Raw genomic sequence first — 24,251 nt, 5'->3', positions numbered from 1 at the left:
ACCTTTAATTTTAACCTCTCTGAAGGAGATTCTATGTTATACAAAGGGATTGCAGCATCGCCGGGGATTGCGATTGGCAAAGCGGTTCTTATTAGTGAGGATGTGTTATACGCAGTTAAACGGACAGTTGCCAAAGAGGATATAAAAAAAGAGGTTGATAGGTTCAAAAAAGCAATCACTGATACCAAAGCAGATATAGAGAAAACGAAACACGAAGCGGTAAAACATCTCGGCAAAAAACATATCAAACTGTTTGATGCATACCTGTTTATTGCAGACGACCCGCTTATTAAAGAAGAGGTTGTTGCTGAAATTAGCACCCAAAAAGTCAATGCCGAGTATGCACTGCAGGTTATTTTAGAAAAGTATTCAAAAGTTTTTGAACAGGTAAAAGATGAGTATTTCAGAGAACGTGGTAAAGATATTTTTGAAGTTGGCAGACGAATTATGAAACATTTAACAGGTACTCACCGAAAAACTATCAGCGAGATTGATAAAAACTCTATTGTCTTTGCAAATAATCTGACACCAACAGACACTATAGCAATCAAAGCAGAAAATGTAATCGGGTTTGCAACAAATATTGGCGGTAAAACTTCGCATACTGCGATTATGGCGCAAGCAATGGAAATCCCAGCAGTTGTCGGAATGAAAGATATTACACATTATGTTAGAGACGGTAATATCGTAATTGTTGATGGCATAGAAGGTGTTGTTATTCTTGAGCCTGACAAAGATACGCTTGTTAATTACAGAAGAAGGCAGGAGATCTATAATACCGAAATAAAAGAATTAGCGCAGTTTGTGAACCTGCCGGCTGTCACTTTAGACGATAAAAAAATTGTTGTTGCCGCAAATATTGAAATCCCGGAAGAAATAAGGTCAGTAATTACACACGGTGCGGAAGGTATCGGGCTTTTTAGAACGGAATATCTGTATATTAATCGGGACGAACTGCCATCAGAAGAAGAGCAATTAGCATCTTACAGAACTGTTGTAGAGAAAGTATTCCCGAATCCTGTGATTATTAGAACAATAGATTTAGGTGGTGATAAACTATTACCGCAGCTTCAGGTATCAGAAGAACGGAATCCGTTTCTGGGTTTGCGGGCAATACGGTTCTGTCTGAAACATCCGGAGATTTTTAAGATACAATTAAGAGCAATTTTAAGAGCATCTGTATACGGGAATGTGAAAATGATGTATCCGATGATTTCAGGGATTGATGAACTCCGCGCTGCAAATGTTATACTAAACGAAGTAAAACAGGAGTTGAGAAATAAATCTATGCAATCTCCCCTTCAATCTCCCCCATTTGATGAGAATATGGAAGTTGGTATTATGATTGAGATACCATCTGCGGCATTAACGGTAGACCTGCTTGCAAAAGAAGCAGATTTCTTGTCAATTGGTACAAATGATTTAATTCAATACACACTTGCGGTGGATAGAGTTAATGAGCATGTAACACATCTTTACGAACCACTGCATCTGTCTGTTTTACGACTGTTAAAAAATATAATAGACGCTGGTAAAAAAGCAGGAAAATGGGTTTCTATGTGTGGCGAGATGGCAGCAGATTCATTGTATACCGAGATACTTTTAGGTTTAGGGCTTGAACATTTCAGCGTAGCATCTACATCGGTTTTAAAGATAAAAAAAGAGATACGACATACCAATTTTTCAGAAGCCCAAAAAATAATTGACAAGATTCTAACTGAAGCCAGCCGCGAACTGCTTATCAAAAAAGTGAAACAAAAAAAACAACATTAATGAACATCCGCAATTTTTCTATTATTGCACATATTGACCATGGTAAATCTACACTTGCCGACCGAATTTTAGAGTTCACATCTGCAATTCCTATCTCACATAAAGAACAGGTTTTAGATGCGATGGATTTAGAACGAGAACGCGGTATCACAATAAAAGCAAAAGCAGTCCGCTTAAACTATACCGCTACCGACGGGCAGTTATGGCAACTAAATCTTATAGATACACCAGGTCATGTTGATTTTACATATGAGGTTTCCCGCGCACTCGCTGCCTGTGAGGGCTGTCTGTTGGTGGTTGACGCCTCGCAAGGTGTTGAAGCACAAACGCTATCTAATTACGAACTTGCCCGACAACATAACTTAAAAATTGTCACTGTAATTAATAAAATTGACTTAAAGCAAGCGGATGTTGTGAATACACAGAAACAGATAGAAAAGGTACTAAAAATAACCGAAAAACCGATTCTTGTTTCTGCCAAACAAAATATCGGTATAACCGAAGTTGTAGATGCAATAATTCATACAATACCTGCACCGGTTAATGAAGCCAAAAAGCCACTTAAAGCGTTGGTGTTTGATTCACACTATGATTTATTCAGAGGCGTAATCATTTATATTCGCGTTTTTGATGGCGAGATTTTTGCTAATAAAAAAGTGATGCTGTTTTCAAACAGCGAAAAATTTGATGTAGAAGAAGTCGGTTTTTTTCAACTCCAAAACCCATCAAGCCCTGCAGCCCGAAAAATTACAGATAAACTTTCTACTGGCGAGGTTGGTTATGTAATTTTAGGTATCAAAGATATACATAAAATAAAAATCGGCGATACTATTACGGAATCTGAAAAGCCAACACAACAGCCACATCCGGGTTTCAAAGAGTTAAAGCCGTTTGTATTCTGCGGACTTTTTCCGGTTCAACCCGGTGATTATGATGCACTCACAAAAGCAATGGGGAAACTGCATTTAGAGGACTCGTCTTTTTTTTATCAGCCGGAAACATCCGTTGCGCTTGGTTTCGGCTATAGATGCGGCTTCCTGGGGCTTCTGCATATGGATATAGTAAAAGAACGGCTACAGCGAGAGTTCAATCTCAATCTTATCATAACCGCACCGAATGTCAAATACAGAATAAAGACAATAGAATCTCGTCCGTCATTGCAAGCCACCGACGACTTTTTGGGAAAAACAGCCTCAATAATAGAAATTGATAATCCATCAAAATTTCCTGAAAAACAGTTTATAGAAAAAATTTATGAGCCGTATATTCTTGCAACGATTATCCTGCCTCAACAATTCGTTGGGAATGTGATGGCACTCTGTGAAAATCGGCGTGCTGATTTCTTGGATATGACATATATCACCGAAGATAAAGTCAAACTGGTTTATAAGATGCCACTTGCTGAGGTGATTGTAGATTTTTATGATAAACTTAAATCTGTATCTAGCGGCTATGGCTCGTTTGATTACGAACTTGCCGAATATAAAGAATCTGAACTGGTTAAAGTAGATATTCTCGTGCACGATGAACCAATTGACGCATTGTCGTTTATTATACACCGGCAGAAAGCAGAATTTTATGCCCGAAAAATAACTGAAAAATTGAAACAACTGATACCCAGACAGTTATTTGAGGTGCCAATACAGGCGTCAATTTCAGGCAGAATTATTACCCGCGAAAATGTGCGTTCGTTAAGAAAGGATGTGATTGCCAAATGTTACGGTGGCGATATTACCCGAAAACGAAAACTGCTTGAAAAACAGAAAGAAGGCAAGAAAAAAATGAAACAGTTCGGTAATGTCTCAATCCCGCAAGATGCATTCCTCGCCGTCCTCAAACTTGATGGAGACGGAGGAAAATAAGAAAAAATAAACCGCAGAGATACAGAGATGGAAGATGTTTATTATATCTGACTTCAGTCAGCCCACTAAAGTGGGGATTAAGTTCATTTTTAATTTTTAATTTTTCATTTTTTGTATAATCAATCATAATGGAATATAAATCTGATTTTTTGATTATTGGGTCTGGTATTGCAGGGCTTTCTTTAGCACTTCGGCTTTACAAATACGGCTCTGTTTTTGTTATAACGAAAAGAGGCATTTTTGATACTAATACAACTGAAGCACAGGGTGGGATTGCCTGTGTTTGTCAGCAGGCTGATTCTTTTGAACAACATATTAACGATACAATTATTGCAGGTGCAGGGCTATGTAAAAAAGAGGTTGTAGAACTTGTTGTAAAACAGGCACCGCAGCGGCTAGCCGAACTTGAAGAATGGGGTGTGAAGTTTGATAAAACAATCGGGCTTGAGGGTGGGCATTCAAGAAGACGGGTTTTACATTCAACAGATAACACAGGAAAAGCAATAGAGACAGTGCTTGTCAGACAGGTTAAAAGAATGCCGAATATAAAAATTTTTGAGAACTTTGTTGCAGTTAATCTGATAAAAAAACGCGAAACAGACGCGAAAGAAAACGCGAAACAAACGCGAAAGAAAAAGTTTGATAGATGTTGGGGTGCGTATGTTTTGGACAAGAGGGCAGGTGTAGTAAAAACATTTCTGGCGCAGACAACGATTTTAGCAACAGGTGGTGCTGGTAAGGTTTATCTTTATACATCAAATCCAGATGTAGCGACTGGTGATGGAATTGCGATGGCTTATCGTGCTGGCTGTCGTGTTGCCAATTTAGAGTTTATGCAATTTCATCCGACCTGTCTTTATCATCCGGAAGCGAAATCGTTTTTAATCTCGGAGGCGCTCCGTGGTGAAGGTGCAGTTCTGGTAGATTCAAAATACAGAAGGTTTATGAAAAAATATCATCCTAAAAAGGAGTTAGCGCCGCGAGATATTGTTGCCAGAGCGATTGATTCGGAGTTAAAAAAATCAGGTGATGACTGTGTGTATCTTGATATTTCATTCAAGCAATCAAGTTTTCTTAAAACCAGATTCCCAACAATTTATAAAAAATGCCGCGCTTTTGGGATTGATATTACAAAAAAGCCGATACCTGTGGTGCCTGCTGCACATTATATCTGTGGCGGTGTGATGACGGATATCTACGGCCGAACAAATATTCGTAATCTTTACGCGATTGGCGAGGTTGCCTGTAGTGGTTTTCATGGTGCGAATCGGCTTGCGTCTAATTCGCTTTTAGAAGGGCTTGTGTTTTCTTACCTATCTGCGCAGAAAATTATCAACCAGAAAAAAGAAAAATTGCCGAAAGTCGCTACCTGGAAAACAGGTTATGCAACACATCCTGATGAAGCGATAGTCATTTCGCATAACTGGGATGAAATCAGACGGCTAATGTGGAACTATGTTGGGATTGTTCGGTCTAATAAACGATTGGAGAGAGCGCTGTCAAGAATAAAAAATCTCAAAAAAGAAATCAACCAGTACTATTGGGATTTTATCATTACACAGGATTTGATTGAACTGCGTAATATAGCTACCGTTGCAGAACTGATAATAAAATCAGCAATCACTCGCAAAGAATCACGCGGGCTTCATTACAATATTGACTATCCTGAAAAACTTCCAGAACCGAAAAATACAATTTTATAAGAAAATGAAACTTAAAGCAAACGCAAAAATAAATCTGTTTTTAGAAGTGTTAAATAAACGAAAAGACGGATATCATAATATAAGAACCGTTTTTCAAGAGATTTCATTGGCAGATGATATTTTTATTACAGAAAAACGCGAAACAGACGCGAAACAACACGCGAAACAGACACGAAACAACAATATGATAAAAATTTGCTGTGATAATCCTGAAATCCCGACAGACAAAAAAAATCTTGTGTATAAAGCTGCTATGTTGCTAAAAAAACAATTCAATATAAAAAAAGGTGTTGAGATAAAAATCAAAAAAAGAATCCCTGTTGGAGCAGGTTTAGGTGGTGGCTCGTCGGATGCTGCGGCGGTCTTAAAAGGACTTAACAGATTATGGGAACTTAATCTTACCAAAACTCAATTCATCAAAATTGCGAAACAAATTGGTGCGGATGTGCCGTTTTTTGTTCTTGGTGGTAGATGTTTTGGTGAAGGTATCGGTGATAAATTAACCCCGCTCAAAATCAAAAAAAAAGAATGGTATGTAATGGTTAAACCACAGTTTGATATTTCTACAAAATCTGCGTATTCATTGTTGACAAAATCCCAAAAAATTAGTAAAATTAACAAATTGGGTAATAGATTAGAAGATGTAATAATTCGTCATTATCCTGAAATAAAAAAAATTAAAGAAAAATTGATTAAATACGGTGCGGAATTTTCATTAATGTCCGGTAGTGGTAGTGGTGTTTTTGGTATTGTAAGAAATAAGAAGGAAGGCAACGAAATAAAAAATCAGCTAAAAAAAGACGGCTATACCGTCTGGCTGGTTCACACGGTAAAGGCAGGTAAAAGGCAAGTTAAAGGTTAAAGGTTAAAGGTTAAAGGTTAAAATTCTGGATTTTATTTTAATTTATACCTTTAATTTTAACCTGTCGTTAATTGGGGGTGCAACAATGGAGATTACAGAGGTACGGGTTTTTCTGCGGGATGAAGAGCGGTTAAGGGCATATGCGACGGTGACTTTTGACAACGCATTTGTAGTTAGGAATATGAAAATTGTCAAAGTCAATGACAAACTGATTGTATCTATGCCATCACGGAAAATGAGAGATGGGACACATAAAGATATAGCGCATCCGATAAATGCCGAAATGAGACAGAAGATAGAAAAAGCGGTTATGGATGCATATGAAAAGGAACTAAAAAATCCGCATCCGCTGAGACTGCGGGAAACAAAAAGCGAGTTTCCAGCAAAAGAAGAATGAAAATGAAACTAAAATCAGGGTGTATGGAGAAGTGTGTAGGGTGTAGAATAAAGTCATTTGCTATTGCCTGTATTTTTTTTACTATTGCCTATACCCTATACCCTATACCCTGCCTTTATGCGGCGCCGTCGGGCAATATCCAGCTTACAATTGCCTCACCTGACCCTGCTACTGCGGGTGAAAAAATCACATTTCAGGTAATTGCGTTAAATACCGGCAGTGAAAAATGGGCTGCTGACGAGTATTATTTAGAAGCCGAAATTTACGATACACAGAAGATATATATCAAAAAAACGGAAAGAGTTAAAGGCAAAGATGTCAACACTGGCGAGACAGTGCTTGTGTATATCCCGTTTGATGTGCCATCGTCATATTCTGGCGATTATTTTTATAAAATTACGCTGACACTGCAAGAGCAGCGAATAATAGTTTCAGAGTATTTAACATTCACAATAATTGAACTTGCCAAACCGCCTACACCAGAAAAACTGCCGGCTAAAATTAGTGTTGACGGGAATGCGATTCTAGCTTCTAAACTTGCAGTAAAAGAATATAAAACCTACGGCTCGTCAGTTAACTATACAAACTCGCTGAATCTAAATTTAGTTGGCAGCGTATACCAAACACCGGTCTCGTTAAATGTTTATGCGCTTTATACTAAAGATAACCACTTTGATTTAGACAATTTTCTGTTCAGTTATTACGGAAAATCAGTTCAGGTTGCGTTCGGTGATATTCAGCCGTCGTATAACTCGTTAGTATTATATGGTGCAGGTGTGCGTGGGTTAAATTTAGCTGGTATGAAACAGCGGTTCTCAACATCGGTTGTAGCAGCCGAATCACAAAAAAAACAGGAAGGCAGTGCTACAACTAAAACTAATGGCGTTTATGAAAGATACACATTCGGTGGACGAGCAAGTCAGGGCTTGGATATACTGAACTCTAGTATCGGCGTTTCATACATAGCGAGCCTAGATGACAAAAATTCAATTGATATACCTGGCACGACAAAACCTACCAAAAATAATGTTGCCGGGCTTGATGGTTATTTTGAACTTTTTAAGAATCTCAGTATAAAAAGTGAATATGCACAAGCACAATACTGGCAGGATATTTCGTCACAAGCTGTAAAAGATACCGGACTGAAATCTACGGTCTCAATACTCAATATCAAAAACTTTTCATTCACGAGTATATATTCCAGAATCTCGCCAGATTTTAATTCGCTCGGTGCACCATCGTCAACAAAAGATAAAGAATCATATGAAATATCAACCGGCTTTTCACGAACAGATATTGGTAATGTATCATTATATTTCAACAACTATCACGATAATATTAATAAAGACCCGAGCAAACAAACATCAACCCAGAATATAGGTAGTGTATCACTGACATTCTGTCGGACTAAATATCCGACATTAACACTTGGTTATTCTATGAATATCGCAAAAGGCGACCCAATCGCCGCACTGAATAATGAGACCCAAACACCATCCGTAGCAGTTTCACATAGTATAAAATTAACAACACTTTCTATCTCTGCCCAGCGGTCCAATTTTAACGATAAAACAGGTATCTCAAGTAATCTGAAAACGGATTCAGGCAATCTCTCAATTTCTACACGGTTGAAAGAAAAAATAACAGTTGCAACAGGCACCACATTTTCAAAAACATATAATTTAGCTACATCAACCGATACGACAACTACATCATATTCGCTAAACCTCAACTGGCTGAATATCATCCCATCAAAACTGTCCGCTGCGATGTGGGGTTCTTACACAGGTTCTGCAGATAAACCCAGACAATCCACTGACAACTCAAGTATGACCGGGACCATAGAGTTCACCTATAATATTCGTCAGAATCTTGCTGCAACAGTTGGCTATACCCGAACCGATTACAGCGATAAATTTACAGAAACAAATACATATAAAGAGAACTCAGGCAACATACGGTTTTCTATGAGTTTTTGAAACGCGCCAAACTGACGCGAAAAAAACGCGAAACAAAACGCGAAACAAAGATTTTGGAGGAAAACGTGAAACAGGTTAAAGATAATGTAGCCCCCGATTTTAATCGGGGGAAGGTTAAAAATTTGGTAAGGTTTGTTTTATCTGCGGGTATCTGCGTTGCTTATCTGTGTTCATCTGCGTTTTCACAAAAAGAAGTAAAAAGTCCGATTGAGACGAAAATTGCGATTGAGACGAATCTTGAAAGTCGGCTAAAAAAGGTGCTTACCGAGATTACAGGTACCGAAAAGATAGTTATTATCGTCAATGTAGAACTAATCAGCGAGAAAAAAGAGAAAGCACCTGCTAAAAAAGAAGATGAGATGATTTTACCAGGTGTGCCAATCAAAGAAACGCTTGCTGAAAAAAGAGTAGAATCAGTAATGATGTCTGCACTTGGCGAAGACACCCGAACGCTAATAAAGAAACTTTCAGTAACAATCATTCTGGATAAATCTGTCTCATCAGCAGTAGTTGAGATTGTAAAAAAAGTTTCTACAGGGCTTTTAGGTATTGTTCCTGAACGCGGTGATGAACTGAATATTCAGCAGATGAGTTTTCAGAAGAATGTGTTTTCGTGGGGTTCGCTTATTTATCCGCCGAATATCTATTGGATTTTTGGTATTCTTGCAGCAGTCGGTTTTACGCTAACAGTTTCACTATTTCTGTTCGGACCGTTTCAGAAATTTGCAAAAGACCTTGTTTCAGCCGCAGTCAGTTCCGCATCATCATTTAAGGAAAAAACAGCAGAAGCAACCGCTGGTTTTTCCGCCGGCGCTGTAATCCCTGAGATTGCTCAGCCAGCAGAAGTAAAAAAAGGATTAACATCCGAAGGTAAAGAGCCGCTTTTTTCGTTTATCAGCACTGAGAATCTTAAAGAACTTATTTTTCTTATTAAAAATGAGACCTCCAAAAATATAGCGACAGTTGTTAATTATCTTGCGCCAGAATTATCATCAAAAGTTTTGAGTGAACTTGCAGTTGACAAAAAGAAAGAGGTGATAACACTGCTTTCTAAGACGGAAGAGTTTGATGCAACTGATGTTGAAAAAATAGAGCGACAGTTAAGAACAAGGATTGACTATCTGGTTGGTGGCGAAGAGAAGATACAGCAGATTGTGAATAATGCAGACGAAAAAACACAGATAGAAATTATCAATGAACTCAAGACAAAAAACCCGCAACTTGCACAGAAAGTGGAGCGACAAATTATCCGGCTGGATATTCTGGCGATGCTGGATGTTGCAGGGGTTCAACTTGTAATCAAGCAGGTGGGGACTGCTGTATTCAGTCAGGTAATAAAAATACTGCCAGCCAATCAACAAGAAAAAATAGTTTCTGTTTTGCCATCAGGTGCTGCCACCAGGCTGAAACAGGAGATGGAATTAGGAAAACCACTAACACCGCAGCGGCTTGAAATAGAAAAAAAGCGGATTATAGATATTGTTCGTCGGCTGAAAGATAGAGGACTGATATAATAAAGGCAATTAAAAATTAAAAATTCAAAATTAAAAATTGTGGCAGATTGTTTTATTAAAATCTTTGACATAAATTTTTAATTTTACATTTTACATTTTTAATTGTTTTTTGTGAGGTAACTATGGACTTAATGACTTTATGTGGGATACTTGTTGGCGGTGGTGCTGTCTATTATGTTATGGTTCAAGGTAATATCGTTAATCTTCTTTTAGACATCAATGCTGCGATACTTGTATTCGGTGGAACATTTGGTGCGGCATTGCTTACATATCCTTGGAAAATAGTAAAAATTATCCCAAAAGCAATAACAATGATGATTTTTCCGCCTAAAAGAATTGGCAATGATATCGCGATAAAAACGATTGTTTCACTTGCTGAGAAATCAAAACGGGAAGGGATTGAAAAATTACAGGAAGATATTCCAAAATTAGAAACGCCATTTTTAAAAGAGGCACTGCAAATGGTAGTTGATGGTTTAGAAACGGAACTCATCAAAGAAAAACTTGAGAAGGAACTTTCACTAATCCGTCAGCGACACCATCAGGTTGCATCTATTTTTCGTTCAATGGGCGCATATGCACCTATTTTTGGATTGTTAGGCACACTTATCGGCGTTGTTCAGGTTTTACGAAATTTGCAAGATGCACAATCAATGGGTGCGGCGATGGCGATAGCGGTCACCACGACATTTTATGGGATTTTTGGCGCAAATTTTATATTTTTACCGATAGCAGGCAAACTTACAATTTATTCCGAAGATGAAATCACATTAAAAGAACTTTTAGCACGCGGTGTGTTGTCAATCCAGAAAGGTGATGTGCCGGTTGTTGTTCAGACGAAACTTGAAGCGTTTCTGGCGTATAAACTCCGCGGAAAAGAAACCGAAAAAAAGTAGTAAGTAGTAAGTGGTAAGTGGTTAGTTGTTAGTGGTTAGTAGTAAATGACTTTACTTCCCACTTCCTATTTGCTGGTGTTATTATGGCTGACCGACGAGAAACCGATTCACAGGAAGGCAATATCTGGACAACGGTATATTCAGATATGGTTACAAACCTGATGCTGTTCTTCCTGATGCTGTACGGTTTAACCCGAATGTCAGCGGATATGCGGGCTGATATTACAAAAGGGCTTGAAAAAAAGTTTCGGGGTGCTACATCAGCCGAATTCCGTGCTGAAAAAGTAGTAAAAAAATTTACCGAAGAAGAAACCGCAACAAAAGTTAGCGAACTTGTTCAAAACGAAAAGTTGGAATATACATCAGTAGAAGTTACCGAAAAACAAATCAAAATCATACTTAACTCGCCTGTCCTTTTTAATCCCGGTAGTGCCGAACTGCCTGCTGCAACAAAAATCGCAATGAAGGATGTTGCAAGAATTATCAAGCCTGTACCCAACACTATAATTATAGAAGGACATACCGACAACAGACCGATTACCAGAGGACAGTATGCAACCAACTGGGAACTGTCTGTTGCAAGAGCTTACAGTGTTATAGAATTCTTCTCGGTAGTATTTGGGATACCTGAAAGTAGATTTGTTGCTGCTGGCTATGGAGAATTTAAGTCAGTTGCATCAAACGAGACCGAAGAAGGCAGGGCGCGAAACAGACGGATAGAAATCGTGATGGTGCGGTAATTAGCGGCAAAGGCGCAAGAAGGTAGACGGTAGAAGGTAAACGGTAAATGATTTTTCGTCCACCGTCTTACTTTTATCGTCTCTCGTTTTACGCAGTTAAGGTTTTATTATGGACGAGTTTGACAAAGATTATTTTGAAGAAAAAGATGCGGATATAATTTCTGCGATTGAAGGCGAGTTAGGAATGCAGGAAAAATCTTTACCAGAAGAAGAAAAAACCGAGCCTCACCTTCGTGAACATTTTATTTCTGAAGGTGCTTGGGTAATACCATATGCGAATCTTATGACTATCCTGATGATTTTCTTTATGATACTTTATGCCTATTCAGTTTTATACAGTGGTGGTGCCCGCTACGAAAAAATGATGGCAGCGGTTCAGAAAGGTGTTGGTGGTAGTGCCGAACAATTAAAAAGAATAGAAATACTTGAAAAAGAGGCAAATGCCGGAACACAGATAGAAGATTTTATCAAAGAGAAGAATCTATCTGAATACGCAAAAGTTGAAACAAACGCACAGCGGATAAAAATCTCGCTTGCCAATCCGATACTGTTTGATAGTGGCTCTGCAGAACTCAAAAATGCCGCGCTACCTGCATTAAAAGAAATCGCACAACTTATCAGTTCAATGGGAAACCCGATTATCGTTGAAGGACATACTGATAATGTTCCGATTTCATCAAAAAAATACCGGTCTAACTTTGAACTTTCTGCCGCAAGAGCATTCAGTGTAATCAATTATTTTATCAATACCGAAAAAATAGTGCCCGAAAGATTCTCTACATTCGGCTACGGTGAATATAAACCTGTTGCACCAAACGATACCGAAGAAAATAAGGCAAAAAACAGACGAATTGAAATAAACATAATAAGAAAAAGTTAAAATAAAAGTTAAAATAAAAATAAAAAATGTTAGGTTTGAAAGAAAGAACATATAAATTTTCACTAATGATAATTAAATTGGTACAAAATTTGCCGCTGAATCAAGTTTCTAAAATTTTGGGTGGTCAAATAACCCGTTCTGCAACATCAGTTGGTGCTAATACTGAAGAAGCGTATTCTGGACTGACAAAAAAAGATTTTTCACACAGTATAAATATCGCAAGAAAAGAAGCGAATGAAACAAGATATTGGTTAAGATTATTGCTTAATTCCGGTTTGATACAAAAAAACGAAGTAGATAATTTATTCAAAGAAACTGACGAATTAATTAGTATCTTTACATCAATTGTTAAAAAAACACGTTCTTCCGTTATTTTAATTTTAGCTTTTAACTTTTTATTTTTTTCCTGCCTTTATGCACAGGATATCCTTACGCTCTACCAAAATGCAATGGAATCATTTTACAAAAAGGATTATAAAAAAGCGATAGCAGTATGGGAAGAGATATTAAAAATAGACCCGAAACAGAAAAACCCGCCGAAACTGATAGAAATGGCACGCTCAAAAATGTTAGAAAATGTAAAACCATTGCTTAACGAATTCCAGTTCCAGGTAGAAAAAGGTAGTTATACATATGCGCTGGAAAAAGTTAAGCAACTATTGGAAATAGACCCATCAAATCCGACATATCAGAAACATGCTGAGAAATTAGGCAAACTTGTTTCAACACTGACACCAGCGCTTACTGATGCAGGTAAGATAAACGAACTTATCAGAAAAAGTATAACCGCTTATATTCTTGGCAGTAAAGATGAACGGCTGCCTGTGCTCTCAAGCAGATATGCATGGCAACTCGCACCTAACGCCAAACTTACTGAAAAAACACTTATTTTTATGGAAAAAGAATATACGACAATCGCCCGACTGGAAGTAATGGAAGGAAGAAAAAATGTTATAGAGCAGAAACTTGCGACAATACTTGAAGATATTTACGATGGTAAATACGAACACGCTATTTTAGAATGCGAGATTGTTATCGCAATAGAACCCGACAACATACTCGTATGGAAACGGCTCGGTTCTGCATACTATGCGCTCGGAAAACGGGTAGATGCTAAACTGGCCTGGGAAAAAGCGCTGAAACTTGATCCATCCGATAAAGATATCGCAAAGTTTTACCAGAAAGTAAAATGAACTCAAAAATATCACAAGGAAATTATACGCCACTGAGGACACTGAAATCACTGAATAGTTTTTGGAATCTTAATCTCAATCTTAATCTCTGGTGTCTCTCTGTGTATCCAGTGACTTCTGTGTTACAATGAGAATTTGACTATGTTCAAAGGCGGATATGCCGGGCAGTTGTTATATGTTGATTTAACAAAAGGAAAAATTGAGAAAAAACCGCTTCCGTGGAATTTGGTAGAAAAGTATATAGGCGGCTCAGGGTTTGCTTCAAAAATGCTTTACGATATGATTCCTAAAGGTATTGACCCGCTTTCTAAAAAAAATGTTTTATTTTTTTCAGTTGGACCTTTAACAGGAACAATGTTTCCACAAGCTTCAAGATATACAGTTGCTGCGAAAAATCCGTTAACTGATGGTTGGGGTGAAGCACATTCCGGCGGCTTCTGGGGTCCTGAATTAAAACTTGCCGGTTATGACGGAATAATTATTAGTGGTAAATCCAAAAAGCCAGTTTATATCTATGTAGAAGATGAGAGATGTGAGATACGAGAAGCGAAGAATCTATGGGGTAGAAAAACATACGAAGCAATGGATGAAATAAAAAAGATACATAATGATGAACAAATAGAATCCGTTGCAATAGGTCCTGCGGGCGAAAATCTTTGTCGGCAATCAGCAATAATCACAAGGAATGGTCGTGTCGCTGCCAGAAGTGCGATGGGCTGTGTGATGGGTTCAAAAAAACTGAAACTGATTGCCGTTCGTGGTACAGGCAGTATAAATATCACAAAGCCGGAAAAATATCTCAACTGTGTAAAAAAATGGTATGATAAAGTGCTTGCTCATCCCTATACTGAAGGCAGAGTAAAATACGGGACAACAGAACTGGTTGATTTGATGCAGTCAATAGGCCGATTACCAACGAGAAATTTCCAGAGTGGCGTTTTTTCAGAAGCGGATAAAATTAAATGTGATGAATACAGAAAATATCTTTTAAGACCCCGGGCTGACTATGCCTGTATCCAGCGATGCGGCAGATTTATCTGTGTCTCATCAGGTAAATACAATACCACAGGTAAAGGTCCTGAATACGAATGCCTTGATGCACTCGGTCCACGGTGTGGTAATTCCGATTTAGAATCAATAATGTTCATCCATCATCTTTGTGATGAGTACGGAATGGATTCAATTGAGACAGGTGGCACAATCTCGTGGGCAATGGAATGTTATGAAAAAGGGATTTTAACAAAAAAAGATACTGACGGATTAGAACTAAACTGGGGTGAGCCAGATGTAATTGCGGAACTGACTGAAAGAATTGCCAATCGCCAAGGCAAGTTCGGGAATCTTTTAGCCGAAGGCTCTTATCGTGCTGCCCAAAAAATCGGTAAAGGCGCTGAAAAATATGTGATGCATGTAAAAGGGCAGGAAATGGCTTCGCAGGAACCGAGAGCACAGAAATCAATGGGGCTTGCAGATGTGACTGCTGCACGGGGCGCTGACCATTTATATGCGTTTCCTGTTTTAGACGAAGGCACGATTTTTGATAAAGAAATTAAACAGTGGTATGGGACAAAGTTTCTGCCTGAAATAGGCATTCGGCTCTCTGAAAAAAACAAAGGCTATATGGTTTTCCATAATGAAAATTATTCTGTTGTGATTGAATCATTAGGCATTTGCAAATATGGCACGATGGTTCCGCCGGCACTTTACTACGAAGATATAATTGAGGCGATGGATATAACGATGGGTTGGAAAATTACAGAAAAAGAACTGAAAAAAATTGGTGAACGCATAGTAAATATCAACCGCCTGTTTAATATCCGTGAAGGCATGTCAAGAAAAGATGATACACTACCTGAACGGCTCTTAAAAGAACCTGCGCCTGAAGGACTTCCGAAAGGCAATGTTGTAAAACTTGACGAGATGCTTGACCAGTATTATCAGTACCGCGGATGGGACAAAAAAACTGGCAAGCCTACAGAAAAAAAATTGAAGGAATTAGATTTAATATAGAGGTATTAGGCATTATCTCTTAGTTATAGCGTACTGACTTCCTATAGGGAATCATTACTTACCCCCATTACCGCAAACTAAAAAATTTAAAAAACAAAAAAAGTACTTGACAAAATTCATATTTTATGTTATAGTTATATTGACTGACCAGTCAGTCAGTTAAAATATGCACAAGGGGTGAAATAATATGGCAAAAATAAGGGGCTGGAATCCGGAAATAAAAAGACAGAAAATTTTAAGTGCTGCGGTTCAGGTATTAAATCAAAAAGAGTATTACAAATGTCCGATTGATGAAATTGCAAAAAACGCCGGTGTTGCCAAGGGTACCGTTTATCTTTATTTTAAGGATAAAGATGACCTGTATTTTTCTGTGCTTGTAAACTTGATTGATAAAACAATAGATATCGCCGAAAATGTTCAAAAAAATAATTTGTCAGCAAAAAGACAGTTATTTCTTTTGCTTCAAAGAATTTCTGATTTCATTGGTACCTACAGATATCTTTTTCTGTCCATTCGTCAGGAAGCAAAACCTCCGCTAAAAGGAAAATTACATGACCGGTTTCATAAAAAAATCGGCGAACTGATAAAAGTTATATCTGCAATTATTGAAAGAGGTATAAAAACCAAAGAATTAAAATCATATCCCTGCATCGCAGTTGCTATGGTTTTTCTTTCATTAACTTCTATTATCGCACATCAAAAAATAGAGATTGAAAAACATAAAGTCCAGAAAATAGATATTTCGCCTGAATTTTTATTTAAAGTTTTTATGGAAGGAATTAGAAAATGAAAACAATTCGGGAATGGAAAATAGTGAGTAGAAAGTGGTTTTTGATTTTCCTTCTACCTTCTACCTTCTACCTTCTACCTTCTACCTGTTATTTATGCTCAATCGCTTGATTTGAGTCAATGTCTTGAAATTGCGATGAAACAAAACCCGCAGATAAAAATTGCCGAGCAGAAATCTATCTCTGCAAAAGCAAAAAAAAGAGAAGCATTCGCAGGTTATCTGCCTTACATATCAGGAAGTTTAAGTTATATTAAAAGAAACGAAACAGAAGGTGCGTCTGGACTTTCTATGCTTACAACAACATCGCCTACATTCAGGTTTTTTCTTGCAGATGAGATGTATGACTTCAAACTTTCTTTAACCCAGCCGATTTTTATGTGGGGCAAAATTTATCAATCAAACCGCCAGGCATCATTGAATTACAAATACACCAATGAAGAATACCGTAAAACAAAACAGGAAATTATTTACAAAACCAAAGAAGCATTTTACAAATACATACTTGCCCAACAGATTGTTTCTATTTCAAAAGAAGCGTTAGATGTAACAGAGTCGCATCTTAAATCAACAGAAAAGTTTTATAATGAAGGCAGAGCATCCGCATACGATGTTTCAAGAGCAAAAGTACAGGTTGCAAATTCAAAAACCAATCTCATTCGTGCCGAAAACGGATTAGAACTCACAAAGCAATCACTTATAAATATTCTTAATATAAAAGGAGATGTCAATTTCACCGGCGAGTTGGAATACAATCTACCCGGGAAAGCAGAATACAAACTTGATGAACTAATAAATGAAGCACTCACAAATAGACCTGAATTAAAACAAACAAATATACAGAAAGATATTTCTAAATCAGTTGTGAAATTAGTTTCTGCTGGTAACAAGCCCAGCATAGCAATTACCGCATCTGCCGACTGGCAGAATACCGAATTTGAGACAAACAACTGGTATAACACATGGACAGCAATAGCTGTTTTATCTATGCCGTTATTTGACGGGTTTTCAACATATCAGAAAACAAAACAAGCGAAATCACAACTTCTACAGGTTGAATTATTGACGGAATCGCTTGAAGAGGGAATAAAATTAGAAGTTCGTGCTGCTTATTTATCCTACAAACAGGCAAAAGACTCAATTGAAGCAAACAACGAAAATGTTCAAACGGCAAAAGAAAACTTAGAAACAGCACAGAAAAGATTTCAACTCGGTCTTATGTCTGATATTGAAGTAAGAGATGCACAACTTGCTTTAACTCAGGCAGAGACAAATTATATCCAAGCATTATACGATTACAACTTAGCAATTGCAGCAATAGAAAAAGCAGTTGGGAGGGGGAGGGAATAGAGGAGGGAATAAAATGTTACTTAAAAAAAGATTGCTGTTGTTTATATCTGTTTACAGTGTAATCAGTTTAGTTGTTGGTTGTAAGAAAATTGGTCAAAAAAATAAGCATACTGAACAAGAACAAAAACCAGTAGTTGAAACAACCACCGTTAAAATCGGTGATATTGAAGAGACAATTTCGCTTACTGGTGATATTTATGGTAATAAAGAAGTCAAAGTATATGCTAAAGTATCAGGTAAATTAAGCCAGAAGATAAAAACCGAAGGTGACTATATTAAAAAAGATGAAGTTATAGCATTGATTGACCGTGATGAAGAAGCGTTCAAATTCGCAGAAGCAGAAGTGAAATCGCCGATAGATGGTGTTGTTATGAAGTATTTTGTTGATTTAGGTGAATCAGTATTTCCTGCACAACCGATGCCACGAGACCCTGTATTAAGTATCGCTGATATTGATAAAGTAAAAATAGAAGTATATATAAGCGAAAAGGATATACCAAAGGTAAAAAAAAGTCAATCGGCAAGAATATATACGGATGCATATCCAGATGAAATTTTTTTAGGTTATGTTTCAGAAGTAAGCCCGTCTGTTAGTCCGGTAAGTAGAAAATTGAAAATAGAAATCGCGGTTAATAATCAAGCCCATAAACTCAAACCTGGTATGTTTGTACAGGTAGAGGTTATAACTGTTGTTCATTCAAAAGTTGTAGTAGTACCAAAAAAAGCGGTTATTGTGCGAGATGGTAAGAATGTGGTATTCAAAGTAGAAAATGGTTTTGCAAAAATGACTTCTGTAGTAACAGGTATCGCAAGTGATGAAAAAATAGAGATAACGAAAAATATTTCAGCAGGTGATACAATAATTATTGTCGGTAATTACGGGCTAATTGATGGCACAAAAGTAGAAGAAAAATGATGCGAAGGCATATCCCGAATTTATTCGGGATGGTTATGCCTGAAGCATCAAACCATAATATAGCCGAGAATTCATTCTCGGTAAGCGAAGCGAAGAAAAAAAATGAAAATACCGGAATTTTCTGTAAAGCATCCTGTTACTGGTACAATGCTGATTTTGATACTTGTAGTTTTAGGTATTATATGTTTTACTCGGTTAGGATTGGATATGATGCCTGATATAACATATCCTGTGTTAGCGGTTTCTATTGGTTATCCGGGTGTATCGTCTGAAGATGTAGAAAACATACTTACGAAACCAGTAGAAGAAATAGTTGCAACAGTAAAAAATGTGAAAAAATTGAAATCATTTTCACAGGAAGGATTAGCATCTATATTAGTAGAATTAGAATGGGGAACCAATCTTGATTCTGCCGCACAGGATATCCGTGATAGAATAGATATGATAAAAGATTTTTTGCCGGAGGATATAGAAAAACCAGTCGTGTTCAAGTTTGACCCATCAATGATGCCAATAATAGTATATGGTGTTACAGGCAACAGAGATATGGAAAGTTTAAGAAGTTTGACAAAGGATATAATCAAAGACAGATTAGAACAGATTGATGGTGTTGCGTCAGCAATGGTTTTTGGTGGGAAACAAAAAGAGATACTGATAGAGACAGATAAAACTAAATTAGATGGTTACAGAATACTGTTAGGTGAACTTGTTGCAAAACTGCATTCAGAGAATCTCAATCTGCCTGGTGGATATGTTGAAGATGGCTATAAAGAATATCTGTTAAGGACAACTGGCGAAATCAATACATTAAAAGAGTTAGAGAATCTACCTGTAACAGTGAGGCAGAATGTACCGATATATCTTAAAGATATTGCAGAGGTTATAGATGGTTACAAAGAAGTAAGAGCAGTATCTAGAACAAACAATAAAGAATCTGTTATGTTAATCGTGAATAAAGAATCAGGTTCAAATACAGTTATTGTTAGCGATAAAATCAAAAAAGTAATGAAAGATATTACTAAACTACTACCTGCAGATATACAACTCTATACTGTATTTGACCAATCGCGTATGGTTAAACGAATCATAAAAGTAACAGGTTCCAACGCTATGGGTGGTGCGATACTTGCGATATTGATACTTTTTCTGTTTTTATCTGACTGGCGGTCTACTCTGACTATTGCGTTGAGTATCCCGCTATCTATTTTAGTTACTTTTGTGCCCTTATATTTTTTAGGGCGGACATTGAATTTTATTACTATGATAGGTATCGCACTTGGTGTCGGTATGCTGGTAGATAATGCTATCGTGGTTATAGAAAATACTTTTCGGCATTTTGCCTTAGGAGAGGAAAGCGATGCCGCAGCTGTAACAGGTGCAAGTGAAGTTGGTATGGCGATAACAGCCTCTACACTGACTACAATAGTTGTTTTTTTACCGCTTGTATTTGCTAAAGGGATTACAGGCAAATTATTTTTGAGTTTAGCGATGGCTGTCTCGTTCAGTTTGTTAGCATCACTTTTTGTTAGTTTAACGATTGTTCCTATAATTATTTCCAGGATATTCAAGCCGGGTACTGCTACCAGCTGGGAAAAAAAAGCGACAGATTTCCTGAAAGATAAATATAGCCGTCTATTACAATGGACGCTTGGCAATAAAGGTGCAGTTATACTATCAGTATTTGGTATTTTGATAATATGTTTGCTATTAGCTGTTTTTGTCATGGGTAAAGAGTTTTTTCCTAAAGTTGATTTCAATATGGTTTTAGTTTCACTTAAAATGCCTGTCGGTACAACCTTACAAGAAACCGACCGAGTAACACAGGAATTAGAAAATATCGTGCTGAATGAAGATGGTGTCCAGACAGTGCTTGTTTCTGTTGGTATCATGGAAGGACAGAAACAGGATGTTGCATGGGGCACAGGTTCTGCAGGTGTGAATGAAGCACAGTTATTCATTAGATTGCACGATAAATTAGACCGAAAACGGTCTGCAGAACAGATACTGAATAGTATCCGTAATAAAATGCCACAACTACAAAATGTGAAACTTGAATTTATGGATATGTCATCAGCAATGATGGCTGGTGGCGGTAGAAGCCAGAAACCAGTCCAGTTGAAACTTTTTGGTAAGGATATAAATAAATTAGAACAACTTGCCGAGCAGATAATCAGCAAAATAAAAACGATAAAAGGTATGAAAGATATAGATACAACACTTGTAAAAGGCAAACCGGAGTTACAAATAAAAATTAACCGTGAGAAATCAGCACGGTTACAACTAACCGCAAAACAGATTGCATCTACAGTTCAAACTGCTGTGCAAGGTAAGATTGCTACACGTATCCATCAAGCAGGCGAAGAAATAGATATCCGTGTGAAATTGAGACCTGAAGATAGAAAATCGTTAAAAGATATAGAGAATCTCAGTATCATCACACCACAGGGTTTGATAATACCATTAGGCGAAGTAGCAAAATTGGTATTTTCATATGGTCCAATCCGACTTGAACGCGAGAATCAGAAACGAATCGTTACTATCACTGCTAACATTACCGGTAAAGATTTAGGTAAAATAATAAATGAGATAAAAAAAGTAGTTAAAAAGATACAATTCCCAGAAGGATATTTTATTGACTATGCAGGTGAAGCGGAACAAATGCGAGAAACATTTACTGACTTGGGCTACATATTTCTGTTAGCACTGCTTTTGATATATATGGTTATGGCATCAGAATTTGAATCGTTTATTCATCCATTAGTAATTATGTTTACTGTGCCATTTTCAATTATAGGTGTAGTATTAGGTCTGGTAATGCTGGGTAAAAATATATGTCTACCTGCAGGTATGGGAATACTTATTTTAGCAGGTATAATCGTAAATAATGGTATAGTAATGATTGATTACATAAATAAGTTAAGACGGCGTGGGAAAGAAAAAATAGCCGCTATTATTGAAGGCGCTACTACACGATTAAGGCCTGTCTTAATGACTGCGATTACTACAATGCTTGGTATGATGCCAATGGTATTTAGCCGTGCGGAAGGCTCAGAAGCAAGATCAGTAGCTGCATCTGCTATTGTAGGTGGACTCTTTGTTGGCACAATGTTGACTTTATTAGTCCTTCCTGTTGTGTATTCTATACTTGATGATTTAGTGAAATCTCAAGGATAATATAGCATATAAAACATATAAAATTTATTCGCTGTTTAAAGAGAAATGTAGTCGGTGATTTTTAATCACCGTAAAAAGCTTTTTCAACAGTCTCATAATAATTATTATGAATAAAGAAACTACAAAATTACAAAACAGAGATGAAGTTGGACTTGAGACGAATATCTCCAGCGGTAGAGTAGATTATTCATTCAAAATTTCTGGTATTGTCAAATTCTTTGTTGAAGCAAAACCTTTGAAAGCAAACCTGCAAAAACCTGACTATGCAGCGCAGGCAATAAGATTTACAATATTCGGGGTCAGAAGGTAATGTTGGATAAAGATATTGCTTGTTTATATGGTGTGAAGCCGATTCAACTTTTAGGGAACAGGTGAAACGTAATAAAAACCGCTTTCCGAATGAAAAATTATCGTGAAGCTGTTAATGCAGCAACTTTGACTTCTAAAGCAGAAAATCTTTCACGGAATTCAAGTGTTAGTTCTATCTTTTCATCCAGACGGGTTAAACCTGAATCAATTTTTTCATCCAATCGTTTGATTTCTGAAAGTAATTCATTATGCTTGGAATCAATCTTTTCATCCAGCCGTTTAATCTCGGTCTTCAGTTCTCTAATTTCCGGTGCAACGATATCTTGTAATGCTTGTTTTACTTGTTCGTATACATTAGGCATAGAATTACCTCCCAAAAATAATTATAACAAAAATAAAACAATTTGTCAAGGGAAAAATGAAAAAAATAATAATTTGTTATTCTAGGACAGGTAAAACAAAACTTGTTGCTGAAACTATTGCTAAAAAGTTGAATTGTGAAATCGTTGAAATAAAAGACAAAAAAAACCGTTCAGGAATTATTAGATGGCTCAAAGCAGGCAGAGATGCAACTTTTCAGAAACCGACGGAAACAGAACCTGAAAGTTTTAATTTTTCGCTTTATGATTTGATTTATATTGGCACACCTGTCTGGGCTTTCAAACCAACCCCTGCAATTTCAACATTTATAAACAATTGTAATCTTACAAACAAAAAAATTATTCTTTTCTTAACTGCTGGTGGAACATTTGGAAAAGCAGTAAAAATACTCGCCGAAAAAATCATATCGCTTGGCGGACAAATAGTAGGTATAATCTTAATCAAAACAGCTGGCAAATCCAGAGAAAAAATTATCAAAGAAACCGAAATCCTATTCAAGACCAATTTGTAACCGTAGTTGGAATATGAAAAATTTCCATATCCCCCCGTTTATATTCCGCATAGCTCTTGTTTTTTCAATACAAAAAACACTTAACAAAATACCAATTTTATGATATAATAATACCGTTGAAAAAGTCCTCAACGGTATTGATTACAGCGATTATGAACAACGATGTCAGCGATTTACCGACAAGAATTTATCGCTGTAATCGGTGTTTTCATCTCCGTAATCAAGATTGTTGGGGTTTTTCAACAACCTCATAATACTCAATTTTTCAAGTTAATGAGCAGAAAATTTAAAAATCCTAAAAAGTACGAATTGGAACTTTTCAGGTATTCAATATCTGTCAACGTCGGGTAAACCTTTTTTTGATTGAAGCGTCTAATTACATGGGAATGGAAGCGGATAATTTTGACGAGATTATAAAAAAACATCAACAGAAAGTTTATGCAGTTGTTTTTGCAATAGTCAGAAATGAAGCAGATACAGATGAAATTGTTCAGCAGACATTCGTGAATGCATTCAGAGGACTAAAGAAATTTCGCGGTAATTCGTCAATAGAAACCTGGCTTGTTAGAATTGCGCTGAATAATACAAAGTTGTATTTCAGAAAACGAAAATTTCTGTCGTTTTTTTATGATGCTGACGGAAAAACCGCTGATATTAAAGATGAAAAGCAAAATACAGAAAAGGATGCCGAGCAGGATGTCCTAAAAAAAACGGTTGATAAAGCGATAAAAAAGTTGCCTTTCCGTCAAAAAGAGGTTTTTGTGATGAAACATCTGAATAATTTTTCAATAACCGAGATTTCACAAACGCTTGGTATCGCTGAAGGCAGTGTCAAAGCGAATCTTTTTAAGGCACTAAAAAACCTAAAAAAATATCTGGAGGATTTTGATGAGTGTGCCAAGAAAGTTCCTTGAATTCTTGTCGGTGGAAGTCCGAACTGGATAAAGGGTAGCGACCAGTCCAACACCAAATCCCACAGTTAATAAGGCAACGAACTAACTGATGCTGGGATGC

The 24,251-nt window shown here is 37.0% G+C and carries 21 protein-coding genes; 20 read left to right on the top strand and 1 reads right to left on the bottom strand.

All coding sequences use genetic code 11. The features are described from left to right. The first annotated feature begins 33 nt into the window (after positions 1-33). The 18 genes from ptsP (at position 34) to AB1349_03105 (ending at position 22,411) form a co-directional block, all read left to right on the top strand. The gene (gene ptsP, locus AB1349_03190) at positions 34-1,773 is read left to right on the top strand and encodes a phosphoenolpyruvate--protein phosphotransferase (protein ID MEW6556339.1); all 1,740 of its coding nucleotides are present in this window, start codon (positions 34-36) and stop codon (positions 1,771-1,773) included. Beyond that, positions 1,773-3,635, top strand: coding sequence for a translation elongation factor 4 (gene lepA / locus AB1349_03185; protein MEW6556338.1), 1,863 nt, complete (start codon positions 1,773-1,775; stop codon positions 3,633-3,635). Before ptsP ends, lepA begins: the two co-directional genes overlap by 1 nt. Before the next feature lie 128 nt (positions 3,636-3,763). Beyond that, a complete protein-coding gene (nadB, locus tag AB1349_03180; GenBank protein MEW6556337.1) occupies positions 3,764-5,338 on the top strand; it encodes an L-aspartate oxidase in 1,575 nt (524 codons plus the stop codon). Between the two features lie 4 nt (positions 5,339-5,342). Further along, positions 5,343-6,200: a 4-(cytidine 5'-diphospho)-2-C-methyl-D-erythritol kinase gene (ispE, locus tag AB1349_03175; GenBank protein ID MEW6556336.1), complete on the top strand. Its 858-nt coding sequence runs from the start codon at positions 5,343-5,345 to the stop codon at positions 6,198-6,200. An 85-nt stretch (positions 6,201-6,285) separates the two neighbouring features. Next, on the top strand, positions 6,286-6,597 hold the full coding sequence (locus AB1349_03170) for a SpoVG family protein (protein ID MEW6556335.1): 312 nt from the start codon (positions 6,286-6,288) through the stop codon (positions 6,595-6,597). 2 nt (positions 6,598-6,599) lie between these two features. Then, a complete protein-coding gene (locus AB1349_03165; protein ID MEW6556334.1) occupies positions 6,600-8,576 on the top strand; it encodes a hypothetical protein in 1,977 nt (658 codons plus the stop codon). Positions 8,577-8,641: 65 nt separating this feature from the next. After that, the gene (locus tag AB1349_03160) at positions 8,642-10,090 is read left to right on the top strand and encodes a FliG C-terminal domain-containing protein (GenBank protein ID MEW6556333.1); all 1,449 of its coding nucleotides are present in this window, start codon (positions 8,642-8,644) and stop codon (positions 10,088-10,090) included. A 122-nt stretch (positions 10,091-10,212) separates the two neighbouring features. Beyond that, positions 10,213-10,986, top strand: a complete 774-nt coding sequence (locus AB1349_03155; protein MEW6556332.1) for a MotA/TolQ/ExbB proton channel family protein — start codon at positions 10,213-10,215, stop codon at positions 10,984-10,986. A gap of 83 nt (positions 10,987-11,069) precedes the next feature. Next, positions 11,070-11,726, top strand: a complete 657-nt coding sequence (locus AB1349_03150; protein ID MEW6556331.1) for a flagellar motor protein MotB — start codon at positions 11,070-11,072, stop codon at positions 11,724-11,726. 109 nt (positions 11,727-11,835) lie between these two features. Beyond that, a complete protein-coding gene (locus AB1349_03145; protein ID MEW6556330.1) occupies positions 11,836-12,606 on the top strand; it encodes an OmpA family protein in 771 nt (256 codons plus the stop codon). Between the two features lie 26 nt (positions 12,607-12,632). Further along, positions 12,633-13,799 (top strand): four helix bundle protein, encoded by a 1,167-nt coding sequence (locus AB1349_03140; protein ID MEW6556329.1) that lies wholly within the window; start codon positions 12,633-12,635, stop codon positions 13,797-13,799. A 141-nt stretch (positions 13,800-13,940) separates the two neighbouring features. Beyond that, positions 13,941-15,809 (top strand): aldehyde ferredoxin oxidoreductase family protein, encoded by a 1,869-nt coding sequence (locus AB1349_03135; GenBank protein ID MEW6556328.1) that lies wholly within the window; start codon positions 13,941-13,943, stop codon positions 15,807-15,809. A gap of 187 nt (positions 15,810-15,996) precedes the next feature. After that, entirely contained in the window at positions 15,997-16,599 is a 603-nt protein-coding gene (locus tag AB1349_03130) for a TetR/AcrR family transcriptional regulator (protein ID MEW6556327.1), read from the top strand. Between the two features lie 111 nt (positions 16,600-16,710). Continuing rightward, positions 16,711-17,946, top strand: a complete 1,236-nt coding sequence (locus AB1349_03125; GenBank protein ID MEW6556326.1) for a TolC family protein — start codon at positions 16,711-16,713, stop codon at positions 17,944-17,946. 13 nt (positions 17,947-17,959) lie between these two features. Beyond that, a complete protein-coding gene (locus tag AB1349_03120) occupies positions 17,960-18,862 on the top strand; it encodes an efflux RND transporter periplasmic adaptor subunit (protein ID MEW6556325.1) in 903 nt (300 codons plus the stop codon). Between the two features lie 102 nt (positions 18,863-18,964). Beyond that, the gene (locus AB1349_03115; GenBank protein ID MEW6556324.1) at positions 18,965-22,036 is read left to right on the top strand and encodes an efflux RND transporter permease subunit; all 3,072 of its coding nucleotides are present in this window, start codon (positions 18,965-18,967) and stop codon (positions 22,034-22,036) included. A 106-nt stretch (positions 22,037-22,142) separates the two neighbouring features. Next, positions 22,143-22,346 carry a hypothetical protein gene (locus tag AB1349_03110; GenBank protein ID MEW6556323.1) on the top strand — a complete coding sequence of 68 codons (204 nt, stop codon included), beginning with the start codon at positions 22,143-22,145 and terminating at the stop codon, positions 22,344-22,346. Further along, positions 22,346-22,411, top strand: a complete 66-nt coding sequence (locus AB1349_03105) for a hypothetical protein (protein ID MEW6556322.1) — start codon at positions 22,346-22,348, stop codon at positions 22,409-22,411. The genes AB1349_03110 and AB1349_03105 overlap by 1 nt, the downstream gene beginning before the upstream one ends. Positions 22,412-22,443: 32 nt before the next feature. Here AB1349_03105 and AB1349_03100 read toward each other — a convergent pair whose 3' ends face one another. Continuing rightward, positions 22,444-22,707, bottom strand: coding sequence for a hypothetical protein (locus tag AB1349_03100; GenBank protein MEW6556321.1), 264 nt, complete (start codon positions 22,705-22,707; stop codon positions 22,444-22,446). 56 nt (positions 22,708-22,763) lie between these two features. On the opposite strand from AB1349_03100, the gene AB1349_03095 reads away from it, so the two are divergent. Then, the gene (locus tag AB1349_03095; GenBank protein ID MEW6556320.1) at positions 22,764-23,237 is read left to right on the top strand and encodes a flavodoxin; all 474 of its coding nucleotides are present in this window, start codon (positions 22,764-22,766) and stop codon (positions 23,235-23,237) included. A 386-nt stretch (positions 23,238-23,623) separates the two neighbouring features. Then, positions 23,624-24,151: a sigma-70 family RNA polymerase sigma factor gene (locus tag AB1349_03090; GenBank protein ID MEW6556319.1), complete on the top strand. Its 528-nt coding sequence runs from the start codon at positions 23,624-23,626 to the stop codon at positions 24,149-24,151. Positions 24,152-24,251: the final 100 nt, after the last annotated feature.

It is taken from the genome of Elusimicrobiota bacterium (assembly GCA_040757695.1).
Lineage (GTDB): Bacteria > Elusimicrobiota > UBA8919 > UBA8919 > UBA8919 > JBFLWK01.
The sequence above is the reverse complement of the archived record's forward strand: the minus strand, read 5'-3'. Positions and strand labels throughout refer to the sequence as shown.